The organism is Pseudoalteromonas sp. SR44-8 (assembly GCF_014163635.1).
In the GTDB taxonomy this organism is placed as follows: Bacteria; Pseudomonadota; Gammaproteobacteria; order Enterobacterales; family Alteromonadaceae; genus Pseudoalteromonas; species Pseudoalteromonas rhizosphaerae.
Genome location: NZ_JACJDS010000009.1, coordinates 1 through 22019, shown reverse-complemented (window position 1 = coordinate 22019; position 22019 = coordinate 1). Strand labels below are relative to the sequence as shown.

General features: G+C 40.4%; 15 protein-coding genes and 1 pseudogene. 6 read left to right on the top strand and 10 right to left on the bottom strand.

From position 1 onward, the window contains the following. Positions 1-173 precede the first annotated feature (173 nt). A complete protein-coding gene (locus H5183_RS06070; RefSeq protein WP_182731202.1) occupies positions 174-2516 on the top strand; it encodes a S9 family peptidase in 2343 nt (780 codons plus the stop codon). 190 nt (positions 2517-2706) lie between these two features. On the opposite strand, the gene H5183_RS06065 is transcribed toward H5183_RS06070, so the two are convergent. Further along, positions 2707-3018 (bottom strand): hypothetical protein, encoded by a 312-nt coding sequence (locus tag H5183_RS06065; RefSeq protein ID WP_145238975.1) that lies wholly within the window; start codon positions 3016-3018, stop codon positions 2707-2709. A gap of 108 nt (positions 3019-3126) precedes the next feature. On the opposite strand from H5183_RS06065, the gene nhaR reads away from it, so the two are divergent. After that, positions 3127-4020 carry a transcriptional activator NhaR gene (gene nhaR / locus H5183_RS06060; protein WP_182731201.1) on the top strand — a complete coding sequence of 298 codons (894 nt, stop codon included), beginning with the start codon at positions 3127-3129 and terminating at the stop codon, positions 4018-4020. 188 nt (positions 4021-4208) lie between these two features. Here the strand turns inward: nhaR and H5183_RS06055 are convergent, their stop codons facing one another. From H5183_RS06055 to H5183_RS06040, 4 genes and pseudogenes are all read right to left on the bottom strand, one after another. Continuing rightward, positions 4209-4853: a hypothetical protein gene (locus tag H5183_RS06055; protein WP_182731200.1), complete on the bottom strand. Its 645-nt coding sequence runs from the start codon at positions 4851-4853 to the stop codon at positions 4209-4211. A 164-nt stretch (positions 4854-5017) separates the two neighbouring features. After that, positions 5018-6243, bottom strand: a pseudogene (locus H5183_RS22015) (HipA domain-containing protein). 34 nt (positions 6244-6277) lie between these two features. Next, positions 6278-6565: a helix-turn-helix domain-containing protein gene (locus tag H5183_RS06045; protein ID WP_182731199.1), complete on the bottom strand. Its 288-nt coding sequence runs from the start codon at positions 6563-6565 to the stop codon at positions 6278-6280. Positions 6566-6774: 209 nt separating this feature from the next. Beyond that, positions 6775-7623 carry a LysR family transcriptional regulator gene (locus H5183_RS06040; RefSeq protein ID WP_182731198.1) on the bottom strand — a complete coding sequence of 283 codons (849 nt, stop codon included), beginning with the start codon at positions 7621-7623 and terminating at the stop codon, positions 6775-6777. Positions 7624-7752: 129 nt separating this feature from the next. Here H5183_RS06040 and H5183_RS06035 point away from each other — a divergent pair, with 129 nt between their 5' ends. Continuing rightward, positions 7753-8424, top strand: a complete 672-nt coding sequence (locus H5183_RS06035) for an FMN-dependent NADH-azoreductase (RefSeq protein WP_182731197.1) — start codon at positions 7753-7755, stop codon at positions 8422-8424. Positions 8425-8430: 6 nt separating this feature from the next. Here H5183_RS06035 and H5183_RS06030 read toward each other — a convergent pair whose 3' ends face one another. The 4 genes from H5183_RS06030 to H5183_RS06015 form a co-directional block, all read right to left on the bottom strand. After that, a complete protein-coding gene (locus H5183_RS06030) occupies positions 8431-8724 on the bottom strand; it encodes a hypothetical protein (protein WP_182731196.1) in 294 nt (97 codons plus the stop codon). 288 nt (positions 8725-9012) lie between these two features. Further along, on the bottom strand, positions 9013-11880 hold the full coding sequence (locus H5183_RS06025) for a TonB-dependent receptor (RefSeq protein WP_182731195.1): 2868 nt from the start codon (positions 11878-11880) through the stop codon (positions 9013-9015). Positions 11881-11978: 98 nt separating this feature from the next. Continuing rightward, positions 11979-12854, bottom strand: coding sequence for a FecR family protein (locus tag H5183_RS06020; protein WP_182731194.1), 876 nt, complete (start codon positions 12852-12854; stop codon positions 11979-11981). A 60-nt stretch (positions 12855-12914) separates the two neighbouring features. Further along, complete coding sequence (locus H5183_RS06015) at positions 12915-13454, bottom strand: RNA polymerase sigma factor (protein WP_182731193.1); 540 nt, start codon at positions 13452-13454, stop codon at positions 12915-12917. A 218-nt stretch (positions 13455-13672) separates the two neighbouring features. On the opposite strand from H5183_RS06015, the gene H5183_RS06010 reads away from it, so the two are divergent. Beyond that, positions 13673-16441, top strand: a complete 2769-nt coding sequence (locus H5183_RS06010; protein WP_259397113.1) for a TonB-dependent receptor — start codon at positions 13673-13675, stop codon at positions 16439-16441. Between the two features lie 79 nt (positions 16442-16520). After that, a complete protein-coding gene (locus tag H5183_RS06005; protein WP_182731192.1) occupies positions 16521-18347 on the top strand; it encodes a metallophosphoesterase in 1827 nt (608 codons plus the stop codon). A gap of 86 nt (positions 18348-18433) precedes the next feature. On the opposite strand, the gene katG is transcribed toward H5183_RS06005, so the two are convergent. Continuing rightward, positions 18434-20611 (bottom strand): catalase/peroxidase HPI, encoded by a 2178-nt coding sequence (gene katG / locus H5183_RS06000; protein ID WP_182731191.1) that lies wholly within the window; start codon positions 20609-20611, stop codon positions 18434-18436. Between the two features lie 345 nt (positions 20612-20956). Here katG and H5183_RS05995 point away from each other — a divergent pair, with 345 nt between their 5' ends. Next, positions 20957-21751, top strand: a complete 795-nt coding sequence (locus tag H5183_RS05995) for an alpha/beta hydrolase (protein ID WP_259397112.1) — start codon at positions 20957-20959, stop codon at positions 21749-21751. The last annotated feature ends 268 nt before the right edge of the window (positions 21752-22019 follow it).

Genomic DNA, 22019 nt, shown 5'->3' with positions numbered 1-22019 from the left:
AATGTTTGGGGTCAATGGATGAATGCTTGCGATGAACGTTCTGATCTTATATGCAAACTTTGCTAAAGTATCTGTAGTTAACCTTGCTCAGTTTTACGAGCGAATCATTTTGTCACTTCCTCAACCATTTGAACAAATACAATAACTAATAACAGCACTTTTAGGATCATATAATGAATATAATCAAAACCTCAGGGCTTGTCCTGTCGGTATTGGCTGGGCTGTCGCTATCAGGCTGTTCGGTAACACACAACGTCACGGCTACAACAACGATGAATCAAATTAGCAATCCACTGTCGCTTGAACAAATCTATAAAGATAAATATTTCAAAGCGCAGCGTAGCACTTACTTTAAATGGCTTGATGATGGCACCGGCTACACCGTGCTTGAAGAACGTGGAAGCGAAAAAGATAAAAAAGACGACGCTGAAAATGCCAAAGCAGATGACGAAAAAGAGCACGGTGTAAAAGGCAACGACATTGTATTTTACAACGCCGATGGTACTGGCCGCAAAGTTCTAGTTGAGTTTGAAAAACTACTGCCAGAGGGCGCAGATGAGCCATTTGCAATCGAAAGCTACCAGTGGTCAAAAGACGGCAAATGGTTGATGGTATTTACCAATAGCGAGCAAGTGTGGCGCTCTCGCAGCCGTGGTGATTTTTGGCTCTTAAACCTTGAAACCAATAAATTACAGCAACTCGGCGGTGAGCAACCAGAACCTAAAAAACTGATGTTTGCTAAATTCTCACCAGACAGCTCAAAAGTAGCTTACGTGCGTGATAACAACATTTATATGCAAGCGGTTGGCAGCAACAAAGTAACAGCGCTTACAACCGATGGCAGCGCTAAAATCGTTAATGGTAACTTTGATTGGGTTTACGAAGAAGAATTCAGCATTGCTGATGGCTTTCGTTGGAGCCCAGATAACAAATCAATCGCCTATTGGCAGCTTGATACCAACGGCGTTAAGTTTTTCACCATGATCAACAACACCGACGAGCTTTACCCTACTTTAAAAGAGTTTCCTTACCCAAAAGCCGGTGAAACTAACTCGGCAGTACGCGTGGGGGTTGTTAGCCTTGCTGATAAGAAAACCCGTTGGGCCAAACTTGAAGGCGATAACCGCGACCGCTATATTCCTCGTATTAGCTGGGCAGGCACCGGCAAGGAATTAATGATCCAAGACTTAAATCGCCCGCAAAACCACAACAAGGTTTGGCTGTTCGATTGGCAAAAACAGCAATTGACCAAAATTTTAGAAGATAAAGACGATGCTTTTATCGAGTGGTTTTACAAAGCCAACTGGTCAAAAGATGGTAAGTTCTTTATTTGGCACAGCGAGCGCGACGGCTGGCGTCACCTTTATCGTATATCTCGCGATGGCAAAACCATTATCGATTTAACCCCAGGTGATTACGATATTGTTGATATGCTGGCGCTAAACGAAGATAAGAACGTGATGTATTTTACCGCTTCGCCAGACGATGCAGGTCAACGTTATTTATTTAGTACGTCTTTGGATGGTAGTAGTAAACCTGTACGCGTAACGCCTGCTGAATTTCAAGGTTCAAACAGCTATTACATGTCTAAAGATACCTCATGGGCAATGCACACTTACTCACAATTTGGCACGCCGCCAACTAAAGAGATCATTAAAGTAAGCGATCACAGTAATGTTAAAACCTTAGTTGAAAATAAAGAGCTGAAAGAAAAACTGGCTGAGCAAAGCTTACCAAGCCACGAGTTCTTTAAAGTGAATGCGAGCGACGGCACCGAGCTTGACGGCTACATTATGTTCCCTAAAAACATGAATACCAGTAAAAAATACCCAATCGTTTTTTACGTGTATGGCGAACCGTGGGGCTCAACAGTGCAAGACCGCTTTGAAGGCGACAGCTACTTGTATAAATCACTGCTAACACAAAAAGGCTTTATTGTGGCATCGGTTGATAACCGAGGCACACGCGCACCAAAAGGCCGTGATTGGCGTAAATCGATTTATAAAAAAATCGGCTCAGTCACTGTACAAGACCAAGTTGATGCGCTTGATGCCATGGCAAAACGCTGGGATGTAATAGACACCGACCGTGTTGGTGTATGGGGTCACTCAGGCGGTGGCAGCTCAACCCTTAATTTATTGTTCCGCCATGGCGATAAGTTCAAAGTCGGTATTGCCTCAGCACCGGTGCCAGATATACGTTTATACGACACTATTTACCAAGAGCGTTATGCGGGTAACCCAAATACCGATCCTGAAAGTTACGACAACACCTCGCCAATTACCTTTGCCAAAAACCTAACCGGTAAGCTATTGCTTATTCACGGCACAGGGGATGATAACGTTCATTACCAAGGCTCAGAGCGTTTAATTAACGAGCTTGTTAAGTACAACAAACAGTTTGAGTTTTTCTCATATCCAAATCGCTCACATAGCTTACGAGAAGGCAAAGGTACCACCTTGCACTATCACACTATGATGGCCGATTTTTTTGAAAAGAACTTATTGAATAAGTAATCGCTTTAAAAAAGTTAGATGCTAAAAAGCCACACACTAACAGTTAGTGTGTGGCTTTTTTAATCAAAATGGTGTGAGGTTTATAAAATAAAGTTAAAGGTCAAAGGTTTGAGTCGTTTTAGTGTTAAACGTACTTTACGCAAATAAAAAAGTAGCATCCGTGCCACTACAAGTGCGATATTAAGAAAAATTAAGAGCTTGGTTGCGAAGGTTGATACTTACTAACGAGAATTTGCTGCAAACTTTTTAGTGCCCGCTTTATAGCTTGTAGCATGTTCCTTCCTTTGGTATTTACATTTATGCTTGGCAAACCAGGTAGAAGAATATTGATTTTGCATTGCTGCAAAGTACCCAGCCGCTCGTTTAATAGATCATTAATTTGAATATCTACTTTACGAATATTTAAAGCATGTTTTGCCAACTGGCTTTTCACTAATTTCAAAATTGACATTTTTTCACTTGAGTTAATTGTTTTGTTTTTAACCGTAAGTTTTAGCTTCATGCAATTACACCTTTAGTAGCACCTGTGTTGCAGGCATGGATGTAATCTACTAACTTAGTAACAAAGGATAAAGCTGATTATTTCTGATTTAAAGACAGGTTTTTTCGAATGATAACCAACATAAACTACAATCACTTATACTATTTTTGGCAAGTGAGTAAGCACGGCAGTATTGCTGCTGCCAGTAAAGTACTCAACTTAACGCCGCAAACGGTCAGCTCTCAAATTACTAACTTAGAGCAACGATTAGGTAAGCCACTGTTTATTCGCCAAGGCAGAGGGCTAAGACTAACTGAGTTTGGCCATGTCACTCAGCAATACACAGATGATATGTTTGCTATTGCCCATGAATGGCTAGAAACTACCCAAGGTGATATTGCGCAATTGTCACGAACACTAAAAGTAGGCATTTCGGATGTATTACCAAAATCATTAGTTTCTAAGTGGCTAGCCCCTTTAATTGATAACGAGCGTATTACAAACTTACATTGCATTGACGGTCAGCAAGATGAACTGCTCGCGCAAATGACGGTTCATAAGCTCGACTTAGTTTTAGCTGATAAACCGCTCGATACCACATTACCATTTAAGGCTTTTTGTCATGAAATAGGAAAAAGCCAAATAGCTCTCTTTGGCAATGCAACATGGCACTCGCAATTATATAAACAGTTTCCACAATCTCTTAATAATAAGCCTTTAATTCTCCCTGCAAAAGGAAGCCCAGTCACACGTGCTATTCATTATTGGCTGCAAGAACAGGGTATTGAAGTATCAATAGCAGGCCATGTTGATGACAGCGCATTAATGAAAGCATTGGGTGAGCAAGGATTTGGGGTGTTCCCTGCGCCTATTTTGGTCAGAGCCGAAGTTGAGCGCCATTATGACGTTTGCTATATTGGTACAATTAATAATGTTTATCAGCATTATTATGCCTTTACGCCCGACAGGCTAATTAAAGACAGTATTTACGATGAATTTATTAAGCATGCCCAAATGACGTAAATTTTAGCTAATAGCTTTACACGCGTTAAAACACTAAAAAGCCAGACTTTAATTGCTCTGAAGTGTGGTTTTTTTAATCAAATCGTAATGGGGGTTTACAAAGGTTGGGTAGAGTGCAACGAAACCCCAAAAAATTTGTAGGGATTGGCTGAGGGAATAAATGACCCATGGCATTTTAGTTATTGTTTCTATATTTTAGAGATACTGTAAGGCTTTAATTTTTTTAGCTCTCTAGATTTGTTAACTAAACTTTCGATAAAAGGTAAATAGTTCTCTTCTGATGCCAGTACTTTTAATAATTTTTGAGCTATACCTTTTACTTCTTTAGTCCACTCCCTGTCCTCAATATCGTCAGTAACTTGTTGGAAAAACTGTATAGCTTGGTCTACGTCACCACTTATTAAACATACCATACCTCTATTATATTTTGACCATATAGAGCTATTCTCATTGAGTTTGTTAATTACATGCTCTTTTAAAGATTTTTTATCGGAAAATAAATTTCTAATGTGTAAAATTATATGCTTTGCTTCATCTACTAATACTTGAACTTGATGTTTAAATTGTTCTTCTGATTCAAACTCAACAAACTTTATTTCTCTAAAAAAGCGTACATCAAACGAGTAATATTCTTTTGGATACCATTGAAAGCATGCCGCAATATTGAGAGAGGTGCCTTTTTTCCACCTTGAGGGCTGGAATTCTATTACAGTTGTCCAAAGGCCATTATCATCAAGCCAGACTCTTGATTGTCCTTTTCTTTTAACTCCTATTGGTTTAAATGCTTCTCTTACAATTGTATTAATAATCTTTTGATGCGGTGAAATGGGCATGCTTTTCCCTCATATTGTTATCCTTTATGGTCAGTACAGCTTTCGTAATTTGTATTATTTCAATAGCACTTTGCGATAAGGACATGCTTAATAGTATAATTTAGCAATACGTGTTCAAATCATAGGTTAAACAAGTTTTGTCGTTTGTTGCCATTAAACATAGTTTAACTCAACTTCCCAACCATTTCTTTAACCACTAAAAACTGCACTTCTCTTAACATTCTTAACTCCGCTACGCGCACATCTGCAGGTGGCATATTTTCAACTTCTTGGTATAAGTTACTAAATTCACTCTCTATATTTTCTACAAAATAACTTAGCTGCTTTACTGCTGTAGAGTTTGGAATACCTAGCTCTTTTGCAAAAGCGATAACATCAGCTTTGTTGACATCACAGAAACGTTTTTTATCATTTATGGGAACAGGTAAGGCTTCTTCTAGAGGCTTTGCACCTTCTGGAACATAAATAATGGTGCTTAATAAATCATAAAACGGTGTTATTTGCGCAGACCCGTTTTCGTAATAAAAACTGATATTTTTTAAATGCGCATCCCCGTTACCGATTAATAAATTATAAATAATCCATTGATATAATTTAATGGCCGTTGCAGCTTTAGGACGTACGTTATTGAGTATTTTCTGGTATGTTTCAACCGTTGATGCAGAATATTTGGAGTGCCTGCTATAACTTAATAACTGGCAACTATCTATAATATGCTTACGCTCTTGATCAGGGTAACTTCCTGTACGGTCAAAGCGTTCAACTAAATAGGCTGGCTCGGCGTATAAATGAGTTCTACATTCGGTACATCTAACCCTAATCGTCCCGCTAGTTTCATCATAAACCACTCATTGCATGTCGTTTGCCAATATTGGTCTGGCTCAGAATGATCGGGTTTGAGTATATGTGTTGAAGGTGTGCCTTCGTTTCCTTCAAATAACTCATCACCGAGCTTAATAACCAGCATTTTATGTTGCGGCCCAGCAAGTGACATACGGCTACTTTGGCGGCTATTTAACAGTGCTCTGGGCAAGTTTTTGATACGACTAGATAACTCTGAAAAAGCTAATGGTATAGCGCTTGGGGCTGGAAAATCAATATGCTCTGGTAATAGGGTTAAAGCACCAGCAGATTCAATACCGGATGCAGTTAGTAGAGCAAATGAATCCTCATGATCAACTCTCACTTCTTTAGCTAACAATTCACGAGCATTTTCTTCTGGCAGTAAATTATCAAAAAACTGTTGCACAGGACGAGTAGTACCAGAATCAAGAATCACATGCTCTTGCAGTGGAATACTGGGAGTTATTGCAAATTTATTCGCCGAGTTAAGCCAAGCTTGATCATATTTAAAAGACCAAAAGCCGTTACTATCTTGTAATTGGCCCATTAGCTGTTTGCCAGCATAAACATCGAGTGATCTATTATTCATGGCCAGCCACCATGTTCTGGATTTGAGTTATTAATTTATTTTTAGCTTTTTCATCGTGTTGAGGTACAACTACGTCTATTTTTACCTCTAAACCTAAAGCTTCCATTAAATCGAACGCGCGGCCAATCGATAGCGAACCTGTGCCATTTTCAAAGTCACTCACTGTATTAATGCTAATACCGGAGAACTCCCCTGCTGTTTTTTGATCAAATTTTTGGCTTTTTCTCACTATACTTGCCAATTTACCTAATTGTTTTGCTGACTTTATCGTGACTTCCATTACCTATCCAAAATTCACAGTATTCTATGAATAATAGTTAAAAACTTATAGAAAAGCTAATAATTCACAATATTTTGTGAATTAAAACAGGAGGTAATTAAATAAAGAGTAAATTCACAGTATTCTGTGAATTATTCCAGAAATAACCATAGAATAGCATGAATTCACAATAAACTGTGAATTTATGGTGTTTCATAAATCTAACGGTATCAATCCAACAGTCCTTCTACCCATTCTAAAACTAGGCGTGTATCTCGGGTTTGAAAGCGCTGTTTATTGGGTATGTAATAACAAAACTCAGATTCAACCGCGTGAGTATTAAAGTTTTTAAGTAACTCGGTGTTTAAAAGTCGTTGCACAAGAGTGGTTGAGCAAAACACCAGTCCTGAGCCTGCCATAGCTTCTTGAATGCCAAATAGCTCTTGGTCAAAGGTTTTAATAATAAATAACGCAGGATCTAAGTTGTTTTGAGTAAGCCATTGTTTAAGTGGTGGCTCACTCAGGGCGTTGTTTTTCCATTTTGTGGTATACAGCGTAACAGGGCCATTTTGCCATGGGATATCGGCTGCTTTGTGTGAGCCAAATAGATTAAATTGTTCGGTTTTTATAATGTCATCTGCGTTTATATTGCGCTGCTGGCCAAAGCGAATGGGTAATGTGTGCAATTGTTTATCAACGGCTTCACTGGTTGATATATCTACCTCAAGATTAGGCTGGTTTATAGATAATTCCTGCAATGCGGGTATTAAGCGCAGGGCGGCCAGTGACGAGGTGGTGGTTATTTTAACTGTTGCCCCTGTGGCTTGCACAGTTGCCAGTGCTTGGTCGATGCGGTTAAAGCCGTCACTTGTGGCCGCACTTAAATATTCACCAGTGGGAGTGAGAGTGATCTTTCTTACTTGGCGGTAAAATAAATCCACATTTAAACGGCTTTCAAGATTATTTATATGGTGTGAAATCGCGGTTGGCGTGAGTGAGAGTTCATCAGCGGCGGCTTTAAAGCTGCCTAAACGCGCCGCAGCTTCAAAGGCTTTAAGCGCTTGTAGTGATACTTGCATAAGTGATATTCGCAAATGATGAAATTAATTATAGGTGAGTATAACTTACTTATAGTTGAGGTTAACTCGTTTGTGAAAAGCCGCTGTTAGTTAGATGATTACTGCACAATTACTAACAGGATAAACAGCATGACCACCCTATTACACATTGATGCAAGCATCAGAGCCCTTAAAAATGACAATCCAGATCACGATTCAATCTCTAAAAATATAGCTAAGCGTTTTATAGAGAGCGTTATTCAGCAGCAAAGCATAGATGAGTATATTTATCGTGATGTAGGTGTTAATCCGCCGCCTTTTATTACCCAAGACTGGATAGGTGCGGTATTTACCCCTGACGATAAAAAGACTGCAAAACAACAACAGTTACTGGCCTTGTCAGACACATTAATCGCTGAAATTGCAGCCGCTGATATTATTGTGATTTCCTCGCCTATGTATAACTACGGTATGCCCGCACAGTTAAAGGCGTGGTTTGATCAAGTTGTGAGGATCAACAAAACCTTTGATTTTGATCTGGCCCGTGGAAACTTTCCGCTGCTGCCTTTACTTGGCGGTAAGACTTTGGTTGTGATCACCTCAAGCGGTGAGTTTGGTTTTGAGCAAGGTGGTATTCGTGAGCATATGAGCCATTTAGTGCCGCACTTACGTACGTTGAGCAAATATTTAGGCGTGAGCACAATTCATGAAATTGCCTGTGAGTATCAAGAGTTTGCCGATACTCGTCATCAACAATCACTAGAAAATGCTTACAGTCGAGCTAAAGAGCTTGCGCTGCATCTCAGTTATGTTGCTGCTTGAAAGCTCTTATTTTACGGCTTCCTGAAACTGCGCTAAGTCTAGCTTTGTTACGGCTATGTCTTCTTTGTTAACTGCGTAGCTTATAAATAAGCTTTTTTGCCAAAGATAACTTTTTGGGTAGCTGTAACCAATGCGTTTGTATTTACCTTGATACTGCATGGTCGGTAGAGTTTGTTGATCACGAAAAGTCATAACCACGTTGTTTGCTTTATTGATAAACCAGCTAGGCTCTAGCTCATCGCTAACATATTTACTAAAAGGTCGGTTGTTAGGCTTTTGAATCCTGTTCAATAACGCCATTTAGTGGTGTGCCTGCTTTATTTAATACCGGTTTAAACTCACCCCAATTTATGCCATCTTCACTTTGGCTATATAAAACATGTGTATTTGGGCCATCTTCGTCTTTTTTGAGGATTGCCAGAGGTAATTATCGTTATGTATCATTTCGATACTAGCAAGCCATTAACTCAGCGGCTACTGGGTTTGCATAAGCTAGCTTTAAACATTAGTTGCTTGTATTATTTTTATTCAAAACGTAATGGGGGTTTACAAAAGCGATCTTTGTTTACGTGTGGTAAATTCAAAAACTTATATTCTTAATGACAAGCTAACTACCACGCGGCGGCCAAACTCTTCTGCTTTCATTAATGAACTCGCATAGTCGGTTTTAGCTGTGCGGGTGAGTGTTTCATTGGTGGCGTTAAACATGTCTAAGCGCAGGCTGGCATTGGCTGAGTAAAACCAGCTGAAGCTTAAGTCAGTGCTGGTGTAAGCCGCAACATAAGTGTCGGCATTATTACTAATATCGCGTTGTTCAAGAAACTCACTGCGGTAATTAATATTAAATGCAGCTTGCCATTTTTTATCACTGACTAAAAAGCGCAGGTTACCTGTCCAGTCAGAGACTCCTTCAACTTTAAAGTGATTGCCAGCGAAGGTGCTTACATCAGCTTTGTTGATATGGGTTATGCTTGCTGATAATTGGCTTTGTAGAAACCATCGGCTATATATCGGTAACTGCCACTGACTACTGGCTTGTAAGCCTTTTATCTTGGCTTTGCCATCGTTAGTACGTTGCAATGAGTTATATTGCAGGCCTTGATAATTTAAGCTTGCTGTTTGCTCAACAATAAAGTTATTCATGTGGTGATTAAAGCCCAGCAATTGTGCGCTTACGCTTTGTTGTTGCCAGTTAACAGAGAGCGTACTGGTATTGGCTATAACCGGTTGCAAATTGGGGTTACCAAGCTCTGCATAAGGTAAACCACCTGAGTTTATATGCAGTTTTGGGTTTAAATCTGAGTAATTTGGCCGATTTAAAGCGCGGTTAAAGCCCGCCCGCCATTGCCAAAATTGCGAAGGCTGCCATTTTAAATTAACGGACGGTAACCAAGTGTTATCTTTATTGCTGCTATTGATGGGCGCTAATTCCCCTGTTGTTGCAAGCTGCGAGCCTTTTGTTTCACTTAATGTATTGCTGTATCGCAAGCCTGTGCTTAACGTTACTTGCTCAAATTGCCACTTTGAAGAGATGTATCCTTCCTTTGATACAAAGCTTACTTTGTAACTATTTAATCGGTCACTATCGCTCATTTCAGCGAACGATAAATCAATATCATAAAGTTGAAAAAGGTCACTTTTTGGGATTAGCCAAGGCTGTAAATCTGCGTTCATAAACTCAGCTGAAAATTTATTAGTGATTGGTTCAAGCCAACGACCATCTAGATCTGGTAGTTGCTCTAAAGCTAAGGGCGATAAACTTATATCTTTGCGGGTGTAGTCATAATGTTGGGTTGAATGTAAAAAGCCGATATCCAGCGCTTGCATGCCCCAATTATTTTCACTACTCCAATGACTATCAATGCCCCACTCGTTCACTTCATTAAGCACATTAATAGTGCGTTTGCTCATTTGATTAATATGTGAGTAGCTATTTACTAACCCTAGGTTGCCAGCAAAATTAAAGCTATCAACCGATGTATTTTGTAAAACAACGTCTGCCTGCATAGGCGAAATAGCCCCATGAACGCGAGAGATAGGTTCTTTGGTTTTACTGTTTGCTTTACTGCTACTGTAAAATGGCGAAAGCGTTAAGGGTAAATGCGCACTTGGTTGCCAGTTAGCATCAACTTGTATGGTTTGGTTGGCATAATATAAGTTGGATTCTTCACGGCTAGTTTTGGCATTTACATCGTTAAATACAAATTGGTTTAGGCTATTCTTTTCATCGCGAACCTGTGCTTGAGCTGACTGACTTTGTGGGTTAATTGAAATACGGTGCTCATCAAACGAAAAGTCAGTATCTGATCTAAACCACAGAGTATTAAGCTTTAAACGCTCAGTAGCTTGCCAGGCTAAAGCGCCATAATATGTTGCGCGAGTGCGATCTTCGTTTTCTATGGTCAGTGCTAAGCCATCTGTAGGCACCAAGATGTTTTTATTAATATCAGGCCATTGGTAAGGCTGCGGTGCGCCGCCGTTTTCTCCCCAGTGCCAGGTTTCAAACTGAAATTGACGTTGCAGACGGTTCTCATAGTTCATTTTTATCATCACAGCTAAGTTACCATCTGCTGTTTTGGCATTGCTTGTTAATCCAAAGCTTGGTTGAAGGTTTTGTTCACCTTCAAGCGCAGCGGTGGTGAGCATAACTTGTAGGTTATTGTCTTGATAAGCAAGGGGGTCATCGCTAAGCAAGTTAACGGTAGCGCCTACTGCACCACTAGGAAGGCTTGAGTTTGTGGTTTTATACACCGCGATATTTGAAAATAAACCAGCGCTAAATATATCAAAGCGGTGTTGTTGCCCATATTGGTTTGAGTTACGAACGTTTTCGGTATTTGCAAGGCGATGACCATTGAACAGCGTTAATTGATATTCCGCACCCAATCCCATGGCATTAATATTAAGGGCTTCACCGCGATCGCGGGTAATGCTTATGCCGGGTACTGCTTGTAGTGCCTCGGCAAGATTTTCAGCTGGCAGTTGATTGAGCATTGCGCCTACAGCTATTTCGCTTTGCCCTACATAGTTACTCTTTATTTGTTGGGCGTAGTTAATTGCTTGTTGGTAATTGTGGTTATAGGCATCACCATTGGATGGTGTGGGTAACGACTCGGTTACTGTTACTTCTTCAAGCACCTGCGTATTGTTAGTTTCGGGTATTGATATTGCCGGTGCTGGTACTGATGTTGCGGTTTGAAAAATAACGATGCCAGAAGCGGTTTTTTGCCAGCTTAATTGCCTAGGAGTCAGCCATAAATCAAGAGTTTGCTCAAGTGTGGTTTGAGTACTGGGCTCAACGGTTAAGCCTGCTAGTAATGAGGTGTTGTATATTATCGCAGTGGAAAACCGTTTAGATAGGTCAGTTAATTGCTCTATTAAACTGGCCGTTGCGGCATCAGCTGCAATAGAAAAAATCGAGAGTGCTACACATAAAAAACTGCTTATACGTAACATCTATGAACGGCCTTGCTACTTCATTAATAAAACGACAGTGTGCAGAATATAAATGAACAATTTATGACAATGCCACCAACTGCAAAAATATGCTCAAACTAGTTTGTTGGCGACAATACAATACTGTCGTCAAAGCGATTAACCTCAAGCTGGTTTAATTGCGCGATTAAAGATGCCGCGCCAACGACATCGGTTGTTTTAAAACGACCGCTGACTCGTAAGTTAGCATCCACATTACTCAGAACTAATGGTTTGTCGGTATAGCGATTAAGTTGAAAAATAGCATCATTAATGGTGACATTTTCTAAATCAAGCCAGCCAAGTTGCCAATCAGGCTGCTGTGCTTTAAATGTACTTACAATAATATGATTATTATGAACGCGAGCTCGCTGCCCTTTTACTAATTCTACTCGCTGTGCGTTATCTGGTGTGGTTACCGCCACCTTGCCATGAAACACATCAATTGTTGTTTCGCGTAGGGTTTTATCGATATTAAAAGCGGTGCCTAATACGCTTATTGTTGCGTTACCGGTATTGATGGTGAACGGGCGATGTTCATCACGTTTTACTGAAAAATAAGCTTCGCCTTTACTCAGGGTTGCTTGTCTGGCTTTATCGTTTTCATTAAATTGCAAATTAGTGTGTGTATTTAATGCAACTTCAGAGCCATCTGACAAAGTAATATCAGTGGCTTCAGTGGCAAAATACTGTTGTGCAGCAACGAGCGAAGAAGCTTCAGGGGTTACCTCTGAGCTTAATTGCATAACGCCAACCACGGCCACAATAATACTGGCTGCAAGCGCACTTCCCCACAACCAAAAAGGCTTTTCTTGGCTAGGTTCTGCCAGTGTTGGCTGATTCACTTGTGTTTGTGAGTCTAATTTTTGTAATGCTGCAATTAGTGCGGCATCTTGCCAAATCGCTTGCTTGAGTGGATCTTTATTTTCATCGTCATGTTTGGATGAGGTGACCATGTTATTTCTCTATCTATCTCTATTATTGATATAACGACTTAACGTTCATTAAGGGGACACTTAGTCGGCAATAAATTCGCTGATTGCGTCTTTGAGCATATCCATCGCGCGGGAAATATGCTTTTTTACCGCTTCTTCTGATAACCCTAAGCTTTGCGCTATTTGTTGGCGGCTTTCGCCATGTAACCGCCTTCGAATAAACACATCACGTCGTAGCGCAGGCATTTGCGTAAGTACCTGTTGATATAAACGCAAGCGCTGCTCATGGTCGAGTAATTTTTCAAGGGAAAGCTCTGTACTTAATGGCTCATGCTCTAGGCTCTCGGGATATTTATTTTGCTCTTTGTGATGGTCAATCACTAAATGATGTGCCATCCGGTAACCATAAGCCAGTGGGTTATCAATGTGATCGGTACATTCTATTTTTAATGCTTTGAGCAACAATTTTTGAAATAAATCATCTGCATCAGCTTTTTCACCAACAGCGCGACGAAAAAAACTTTTTAGAGCATCTTGGTTAGCAATAAAGCATTTTACCATTGGCCTATGTTGTTGACCTTGTTCGCTCGAAAGCGATGGAGATGTTTGAGTTTGGGGCATCGTTGTATCGATATCTACAGCATTACGTTATTTAACAGACGCTCATACTAAAGCAAAGGTGACACTATTTTTATGATGATTTGATGACACTTTTATGAGTGTGATGTCGCAAAACCGACATAAAAACTTCATCAAATAAATACGTCCCCTATTAAATTTTTGCACCGTCATTAGAAGCGAAATCAATTTAAAGTCGTAATACATACAACAGGACCAACATGATGACTAAGCGAATTTTTACTCTATCACCGTTAGCATTAGCACTTAGCTCGTTATTTGTAGCACCAAGCTATGCACAAGAAACTGAAAAAGAAGATCAAGCGATGGAGCAAATCGTCGTAACCGGTAGTTATATTAAAAGCTTAGAGCAAGCGATTGATTTAAAACGTAGTAATATTGGCTTTTCAGATTCGATAGTCGCTTCAGATATTGCGGATTTTCCTGAGCAAAACTTAGCCGAAGCGCTACAGCGTATGCCAGGGGTGACTATTGAGCGTAATAAGGGCTTAGGTCAAAAGGTGAATGTACGTAGTTTACCGAGTGAATTTACGTTCGTATCAATCAATAATCTTGCTACGGCATCGGGCAGTGGCGGGCGTGATGTTGAATTTGATATGTTTGCCTCTGAAATTATTCAAAGTGTTACAGTAAAAAAATCATCAACGGCTGCGGATGAAGAAGGCGGTATTGCAGGTTCCGTCGCAATCACAACAGCAAGACCATTTGATTATGACGGCCGTAAGTTAGTGGCATCGGTCGAAGGGGCTTATAACGAAATATCAGAAAAATCAGATCCTAAACTAACCTTTTTAGCCAGTGATACATTTGGTGATTGGGGGGCACTTGCCTCGTTTGCATTCTCTCAACGAACTAATCGTACTGATAGTAATTCAGGGATCGATTTTCGCCCCCTTTCTCGATTTTTAGAAAAGAAAGGCTCATCGCAATGGCAATCTGACCAAGCTGCGGACGTATTAGAGCGTGATACCGGTATAACAATTAATGATCGCTTTGATAGCGATGAAACAAGCCGCGTGGTGTTTTTAAATAAAGTAGGCGATCGTTCATACTTAACAGAGCAAGAAAAATGGGGTGCAACACTGTCATTACAATATAAACCTAGCAGCGAATTTAGCTTAACCTTTGATGGCTTACTGGGTAATTTTGATGATCATGAAGACGAATATGATGCATCAGCTTATGCCGCATCAAGTGTTAGCTCTTTAGAACGCATTAATCAATATGATAGCTCTACGCTAGGTGATTACGGTATCACTGTTCTAACCGACGTTGACTATGCGGCTACTCAACACGAATTTTTAAGTAAAGAACACAGTAGTGATACTGACTACCAACAATTTAGCATTGCAATGGACTGGGTTGTAGGTGACTGGGATATATACGGTTTAGTGGGTTATAGTGGCGCAGATAAAACAACCGAATCCACTAATTTAAAACATACAGCCTATCGTGCAACACGTTCACGTTATACCAGCACAGGCGCAGAAACTATACCAAGTAATAATCCTGATACATTTGATATGTATAACTCACCTGAGGCTTATTTATTTGACTATAACGAAGTTAATCTTGAAGCAATCTCAGATGATAAATATGCTGCTCAATTGGATTTCTCTCGCCAATTTAGCTTAGATTCCTTCCCTGCGTTAACCAAGTTGCAGTTTGGGGCGCGGTATACCGACAAATCAAAAGAGCGTAATTATGGTACTAACCGAGCAACAGGTCCATCAGCAGGTGATACCTCTTGGGTAGGCACGCGTACGTTAGCTGACAGTGAACTAACTAATATTTCAGATTTGGTTAATGGTGGCGAGTATCTATCTGACGTAACGTCTAAACAAGGTTGGAGTCAAATTTCTAATAGTTATGCTCGTAACCAACTTAGATATGAAGGCTTTGGTGTTGATTTCGAACCAGACCAATATTATCAAGTAGCAGAAAAAACCACGGCTATTTATGCAATGGCTGATTTTGCTTTTGATATTGGCGATATGCCCGCAACCTTGAATACCGGTGTACGTTATATTGATACTAAAGTTGATTCATCAGGTTATCACCAAGTACAAAATGATGATGGCTCAACATCTTATACGTCAACACCAGTCTCTAAAAGTGGTGGTTACACTGAAGTACTGCCAAGTATTAACTTCACCCTTGAGCTTAATGATGACTTAGTTTTACGTGCTGCGGCATCACAAACGCTTATGCGTCCATCATTAACGGATATCGCTTATAAACGTACAGTGAGCTTAAGTGAGTTTAAATATCGCGATGGTAACCCTGATTTAAAACCAACCTATGCTGATCAATGGGAACTGGGCTTGGAGTGGTATTTAGAAGATGGCGGCTTATTAGCGGTTTCTTACTTTGAAAAAGAAATTGAAGGCGTCGTACGTGAATCACTCACAGGTGTTGTTAATGGCGTAACTAAGTACAATGATAATGGTACTGTTGACGGTGTGTATGATTTTGATGTTTATCAAAAAGTGAATGCCGAAGGCTCGTATGATGTTAGTGGTGTTGAGTTTATTGCACAAATTCCATTTGCTCGTTTTAGTAGCATGTTAGAAGGTTTTGGTGTCAATGCTAACTACACGACATTAAATAACTCCTTAACGGGTGCATCTGACTTAGGTATCCCTACCCCGCCAGAGGGGCTTGCAGATGAAACCTACAACCTGACTTTTTATTATGAAAATGAAAGCTTTGATGCGCGTATTTCATATAACTATAAAGACAAATACGTAGAGTACATTGAGCGTGATATGTATCCAGTTTATCGTGATGCGTATGGTCAAACAGATGTCTCATTTGGTTACAGCATTAATGATTCAGTAAAATTCACATTAGAGGGCATTAATATTACCGATGAAGCAACTAAAGGATATACATTAGATCCAGCTTTCCCATCAATGTATGAGTTCTCTGGAAGACGCTTTGCATTAGGTGTTCGCGCAATATTTTAATATATTATAAAGCTAATAACCGGAAGCATTTTGCTTCCGGTTTTTTTGTTTAAAGTGTTCCAGTCACAGGATATTTAAAATGAAGTTTCTCATTTCATTGCTCATTTGTTTGAGCAGTACACCGCTTTTTGCTGCGCCGGCTACAAACACCCAAATAGCCTTTGTGCCGGACATTCACTTTCACGATATTTATGGGGACTTTTCTGATGCGGGGTTTGCGGGCATACCGGTCGATAAAGCAAAGGATGCGGTGAGCATTCGCAGCTTGCAGGCGCAAATTCATTCAACTCGCTTATTTAATGAAAACTACTTTGCGTTAATCGCCACCCTTGATGATATTGCCGCTAAAGGCGTAAAGCTAGTTGCCCTGCCTGGGGATTTTACTGATGATGGCCAACCTGTGCATCTTAATGGTTTAAAAACGATACTAGACGATTATGCAAAAAAGTACAGTATGCGTTTTTTTGCTATTCCAGGTAATCATGATCCGGTTCGGCCATTTAAAACCGCCGGCGGAAAATCAGACTTTTTGGGTTCTAAAGGTCAGCAAATTGGTATTTATTCAACCGATCATCCTCGTTGTGAACATGTAGCTAAAGATAATCACTCATTAGTATGCAGCGATAAAATCGCGCATGCTGGTTATCAAGAGCTTGTAGAGATAATGGCACCGTTTGGTTTGCAGCCAGATAGCCGCGACTTACTCTGGGAAACGCCATTTGGTGAGCAGGTATCGCTGGTTGAACGCAGTTATTCGCAATGCGCGAAGAATAATAAAGCACGTTGTAAACAAGTCCCCGATACCAGCTACTTAGTAGAGCCTGTTACTGGGCTTTGGCTATTGGCAATTGATGCGAATGTGTATGTTCCTGAGTTTAAAAATGGCACGTTAGTGTTTCAAGGATCTGGCAATGCGGGTTATAACAAAGTATTGACTGAAAAACCTTATTTGATGAAATGGATCACCAATGTTGTTAAACGCGCGAAAGAGCAACATAAAACCTTAGTTGCGTTTAGTCATTTTCCGATGGGAGAGTTTTACGATGGCCAAACGCAGTCGATTAAATCTTTGTTTGGTGAGTCTGCATTTCAGCTAGCTCGAGAGCCTGAACTTAATACCCGTAAGTTGTTAGCGGAAACAGGTTTGAAACTGCACATTGGTGGCCATATGCACATGAATGACACTGCAATTATTGAAACTGAGCATAATACATTATTTAATATACAAGCCCCTTCGATAGCGGCTTATCGGCCTGCTTACAAATTAGTTACTCTCAATAACCAACTCGCTAAAGTCGATACAATAACGATTGATGATGTGCCTTATTTTGATATGTTATTTAGCGCTTACCAAACAGAGCATGACTATTTACAAAAGAGTGCGCCTGCACAACTATGGGATAAACGCATTTTAACGGCTAAGAACTATCAAAGTTTTAGTAAGCAGCACTTACAAGCATTGGCGAGGTGGCGATTTATCCCTCGTGAGTGGCCCGCGGACTTTCGCGATAAAGTACAGAAAATGTCGTTATTAGAGGTTATTTCTTTACTGAGTGATGACAGTGCGCTATCAAAAGTACAACAGCAACAATTGCAGACTAAAACAGTACTGGATTTTATTTCTGATTTTTATTTAGTGCGTAATGCAGGCTCACTGGCTTTCGCTGATATAAGTGAGTCCACACAACAGACTTACCAAACTATGGGAGAATTATTAAATGGCACGGCTGAATGTAAAAATAAATTGGCTAGAAAAAGTAATAATGGCGGGACTCTCTGTCAGCTAAAAATAGCACTTACGCAAGCTTTCTCTATTTATAGTAATCTTAGCAATGCTCTACCTGATCAATGTCTAATCATTGATATGTCAAAAAAGACATCACTGCATGATTGCAAAGAGAATTAAGTAATTCTGTTATCAAGTTAAACAAGCATAAAAAAGCGCGAGAATATTAACTCTCGCGCTTAAGTTATAAACTGTTTTTGCTTTAATTACATATCAAAGCGGTCTGCGTTCATTACCTTCACCCATGCATTAACGAAGTCTTGTACAAAACGCTGTTTGTTATCGTCTTGCGCATAAAATTCAGCAAGGGCTCGTAAAATAGAGTTGGAGCCAAACACTAAGTCAACACGGGTAGCGGTCCATTTAGTATTACCGGAGCTGCGCTCAATAATGTTATACGTGCTTTTACTTGCCGGTTCCCAGCGATAGTTCATATCGGTTAGGTTAACAAAAAAGTCATTGCTTAATGTGCCTACATTATCGGTGAATACACCATGCTGGCTGCCACTGTGGTTAGTGCCTAGTACACGCATCCCACCAAGTAGTACCGTCATTTCAGGGGCAGTTAACCCCATAAGTTGTGCTCGCTCTAAAAGTAGCTCCTCGGCTGAAACGGCATAATCTTTTTTCTGCCAGTTTCTAAAGCCATCATGAATTGGTTCTAATACATCAAACGACTCTGCATCGGTCATGTCGTCGCTCGCATCGCCGCGACCTGCTGCAAATGGCACGGTGATATCGACACCCGCGGCTTTTGCAGCTTGTTCAACTGCAGCAGTACCGCCAAGTACAATTAAGTCCGCTAAACTCACTTGTTTGCTTAAACTTGCTTGCACTTTTTCAACAGCCGTTAATACCTTAGCAAGTTTTTCTGGCTCGTTACCTTGCCAATCTTTTTGCGGGTTTAAGCGAATGCGTGCGCCATTGGCGCCACCACGGTGATCTGAGCCACGGTAAGTACGGGCGCTGTCCCATGCAGTGCTGATCAAGTCACTGGCGCTAATGCCTGCATTTAGCAGTTTGTCTTTAAGCTCGCTAATTTCAGCATCAGATAAGGTGTAATCGACGCTTGGGATGGGATCTTGCCAGATCAAATCTTCGCTTGGTATATCTGCACCTAAATAGCGAGATTTAGGGCCTAAGTCACGGTGAGTGAGTTTAAACCAAGCCCGTGCAAACACATCGGTGAAATAGTCAAAATCATTATAAAAACGTTCGATAATTTTGCGATAGCTTGGATCCATCTTCATTGCCATATCGGCATCGGTCATAATCGGATTTAGGCGAATTGATGGATCTTCAACATCAACAGGTTTATCTTCCTCTTTAATGTTTACCGGCTCCCACTGGTTTGCACCCGCTGGACTTTTGGTAAGCTCCCATTCGTAATTTAACAGCAGATAGCAATAACCGTTATCCCATTTAGTTGGGTGAGTTGTCCACGCACCTTCTATGCCTGATGTCATAGTATCGCGGCCTATCCCACGCGTTTTATGGTTGTTCCAACCTAGGCCTTGCTCAAATACATCTGCGGCTTCAGGCTCTGGGCTAAGATTCTCTTCGCTGCCATTGCCATGGGTTTTACCCACCGTATGGCCACCTACCGTGAGCGCTGCGGTTTCTTCGTCATCCATCGCCATTCGAGCAAAAGTTTCGCGTACTTGTGCCGCAGTTTTGAGTGGATCTGGCTGGCCGTTTACGCCTTCTGGATTAACATAAATTAACCCCATTTGCACTGCAGCTAACGGGTTTTCCATGGTGTCTGGTTTTGCTACGTTGTCGTAACGTTCATCACTTGGCGCAAGCCATTGCTTCTCCGCGCCCCAATAGACGTCTTTTTCTGGATGCCAAATATCTTCACGCCCGCCGGCAAAACCAAAGGTTTTTAAGCCCATTGATTCATAAGCCATATTGCCTGATAAAATAATTAAATCTCCCCACGATAACTTATTACCGTATTTTTTCTTGATAGGCCAAAGTAAGCGACGTGCTTTATCAAGGTTAGCGTTATCAGGCCATGAGTTCAAAGGAGCAAAGCGTTGGTTACCTGTACCGCCACCACCACGGCCATCAGCTAAACGGTATGATCCTGCTGAGTGCCACGCCATACGGATCATCAAGCCACCATAATGACCCCAATCGGCAGGCCACCAATCTTGGCTTTGTGTCATCAGATTTTTTAAATCGGTTTTAACGGCTTCAAGATCTAATTTTTTAAATTCTTCAGCGTAATTAAAGTCATCGCCATAGGGATTAGGTTTAGTATCGTGTTGATGAAGAATGTCTAAATTTAAGGCCTTTGGCCACCAATCAGTATTGGAATTAGACGATTGTGTGTTGCTACCATGCATGATTGGGCATTTACCCGCACCTGAATTGCTCATTTTTAGCTCCTTTATCGGAATATAAAACTCGGTCTATAACTCACTGTGTTTAAAAGCTTAGTTCATAACAATTAACTTGCTACTGAATGTAATATATTGATTGATAAACCCTGTTTAAGTTCATCCTTTGTACCAATATAGAAGATTAACGATTAAAAACTAGTGCTAAATCACGATTTAAAGCGATTGCAGCTATCGATTAATCTGATGTTTATTGTTAAAAAATAGTGGCAGTAAAATGGCCACACGTATATTGAGTTATTTGATAAGCTGTCTGAATTAATTATAAAAAAGTGTTATTAATTAAAAATGGTTAATTTGAAGTGTTTAGTTTGCTTTCTTATTTTGTTTTCAACTTTTAGCAGCGTTGCTGAGCAATCGTTTGAAATCCCCAGAAGTGCGGTTATAGAGCTTACCGATCAGCAGGCAAAGCTTAGCTATCCTTTATTTATAAAGCTCCCGCGCAGTTACAGTCGAAATAAAGATAAAACATACCCTGTTGTTTACCTCCTTGATGGCTCGTATGCGTTTCAAGTGGCATCCGGGGCGACGCATTTTGCTATGAACAGTGGCGCCATGAATGAAGCAATACTCGTTGCAATTGGTTATTCGCAAGGCTCTAAAGGGTCATCAAGCCGTATTAGAGATTACACACCAAGTAAAGCAAATGATTGGCAGCTCGAAACGGGTAAGGCCGAGCAACATGCTGCTTTTATTCGTGATAATGTGTTTGCTTATATGCAAAGTAATTACCGTGTGACCTCTAACCAACGTACTTTAGTAGGTAATTCATTGGGGGGCTTATTTGCTGCTCATGTACTTTTTACCCAGCCTAATATGTTTGAAAGTTACATTATTGGTAGCCCGTCGGTGTGGTTTGATAATGAGAGCATAATATCTCAGTCGATTACTACAGCTAAGCAAGACGTTAGGGTTTACTTATCGGTAGGTAGTAAAGAAACACCTGAATTTGGTGAAGGGCAAGATATGATAACTGGAGCTAATAAGTTAGCGAGTAAAATACGTCAAGGGGATGCTAAAAATATACAGCTTGAGTTTTCTATAATTGATGGTGCAAAGCATGCGACGGCATTTCCAACCACGTTGATCCAAGGTTTAGATTGGCTTTATGCAAAATAGCGTAGACATTAATACCAATCGACTTAAATATTTAGCCTTTCTAGCGTGCTAAATAAAGCGCTAACGGCGTTATAAATTTTTATGTAGAACAACTACATATCAAAAACATATCAAAATTTATGCCTTGTTATCACTCTATTTATCCAGGGCAAGATCACGAACTTTACCTTGACTTAAAAGTATGATCTTATACTCCTTTTTAAGGAGCCCCCATGCCTGATATTCAACTATTTAAATATTTCGAATCAATTGACGACCCTCGCCAGCA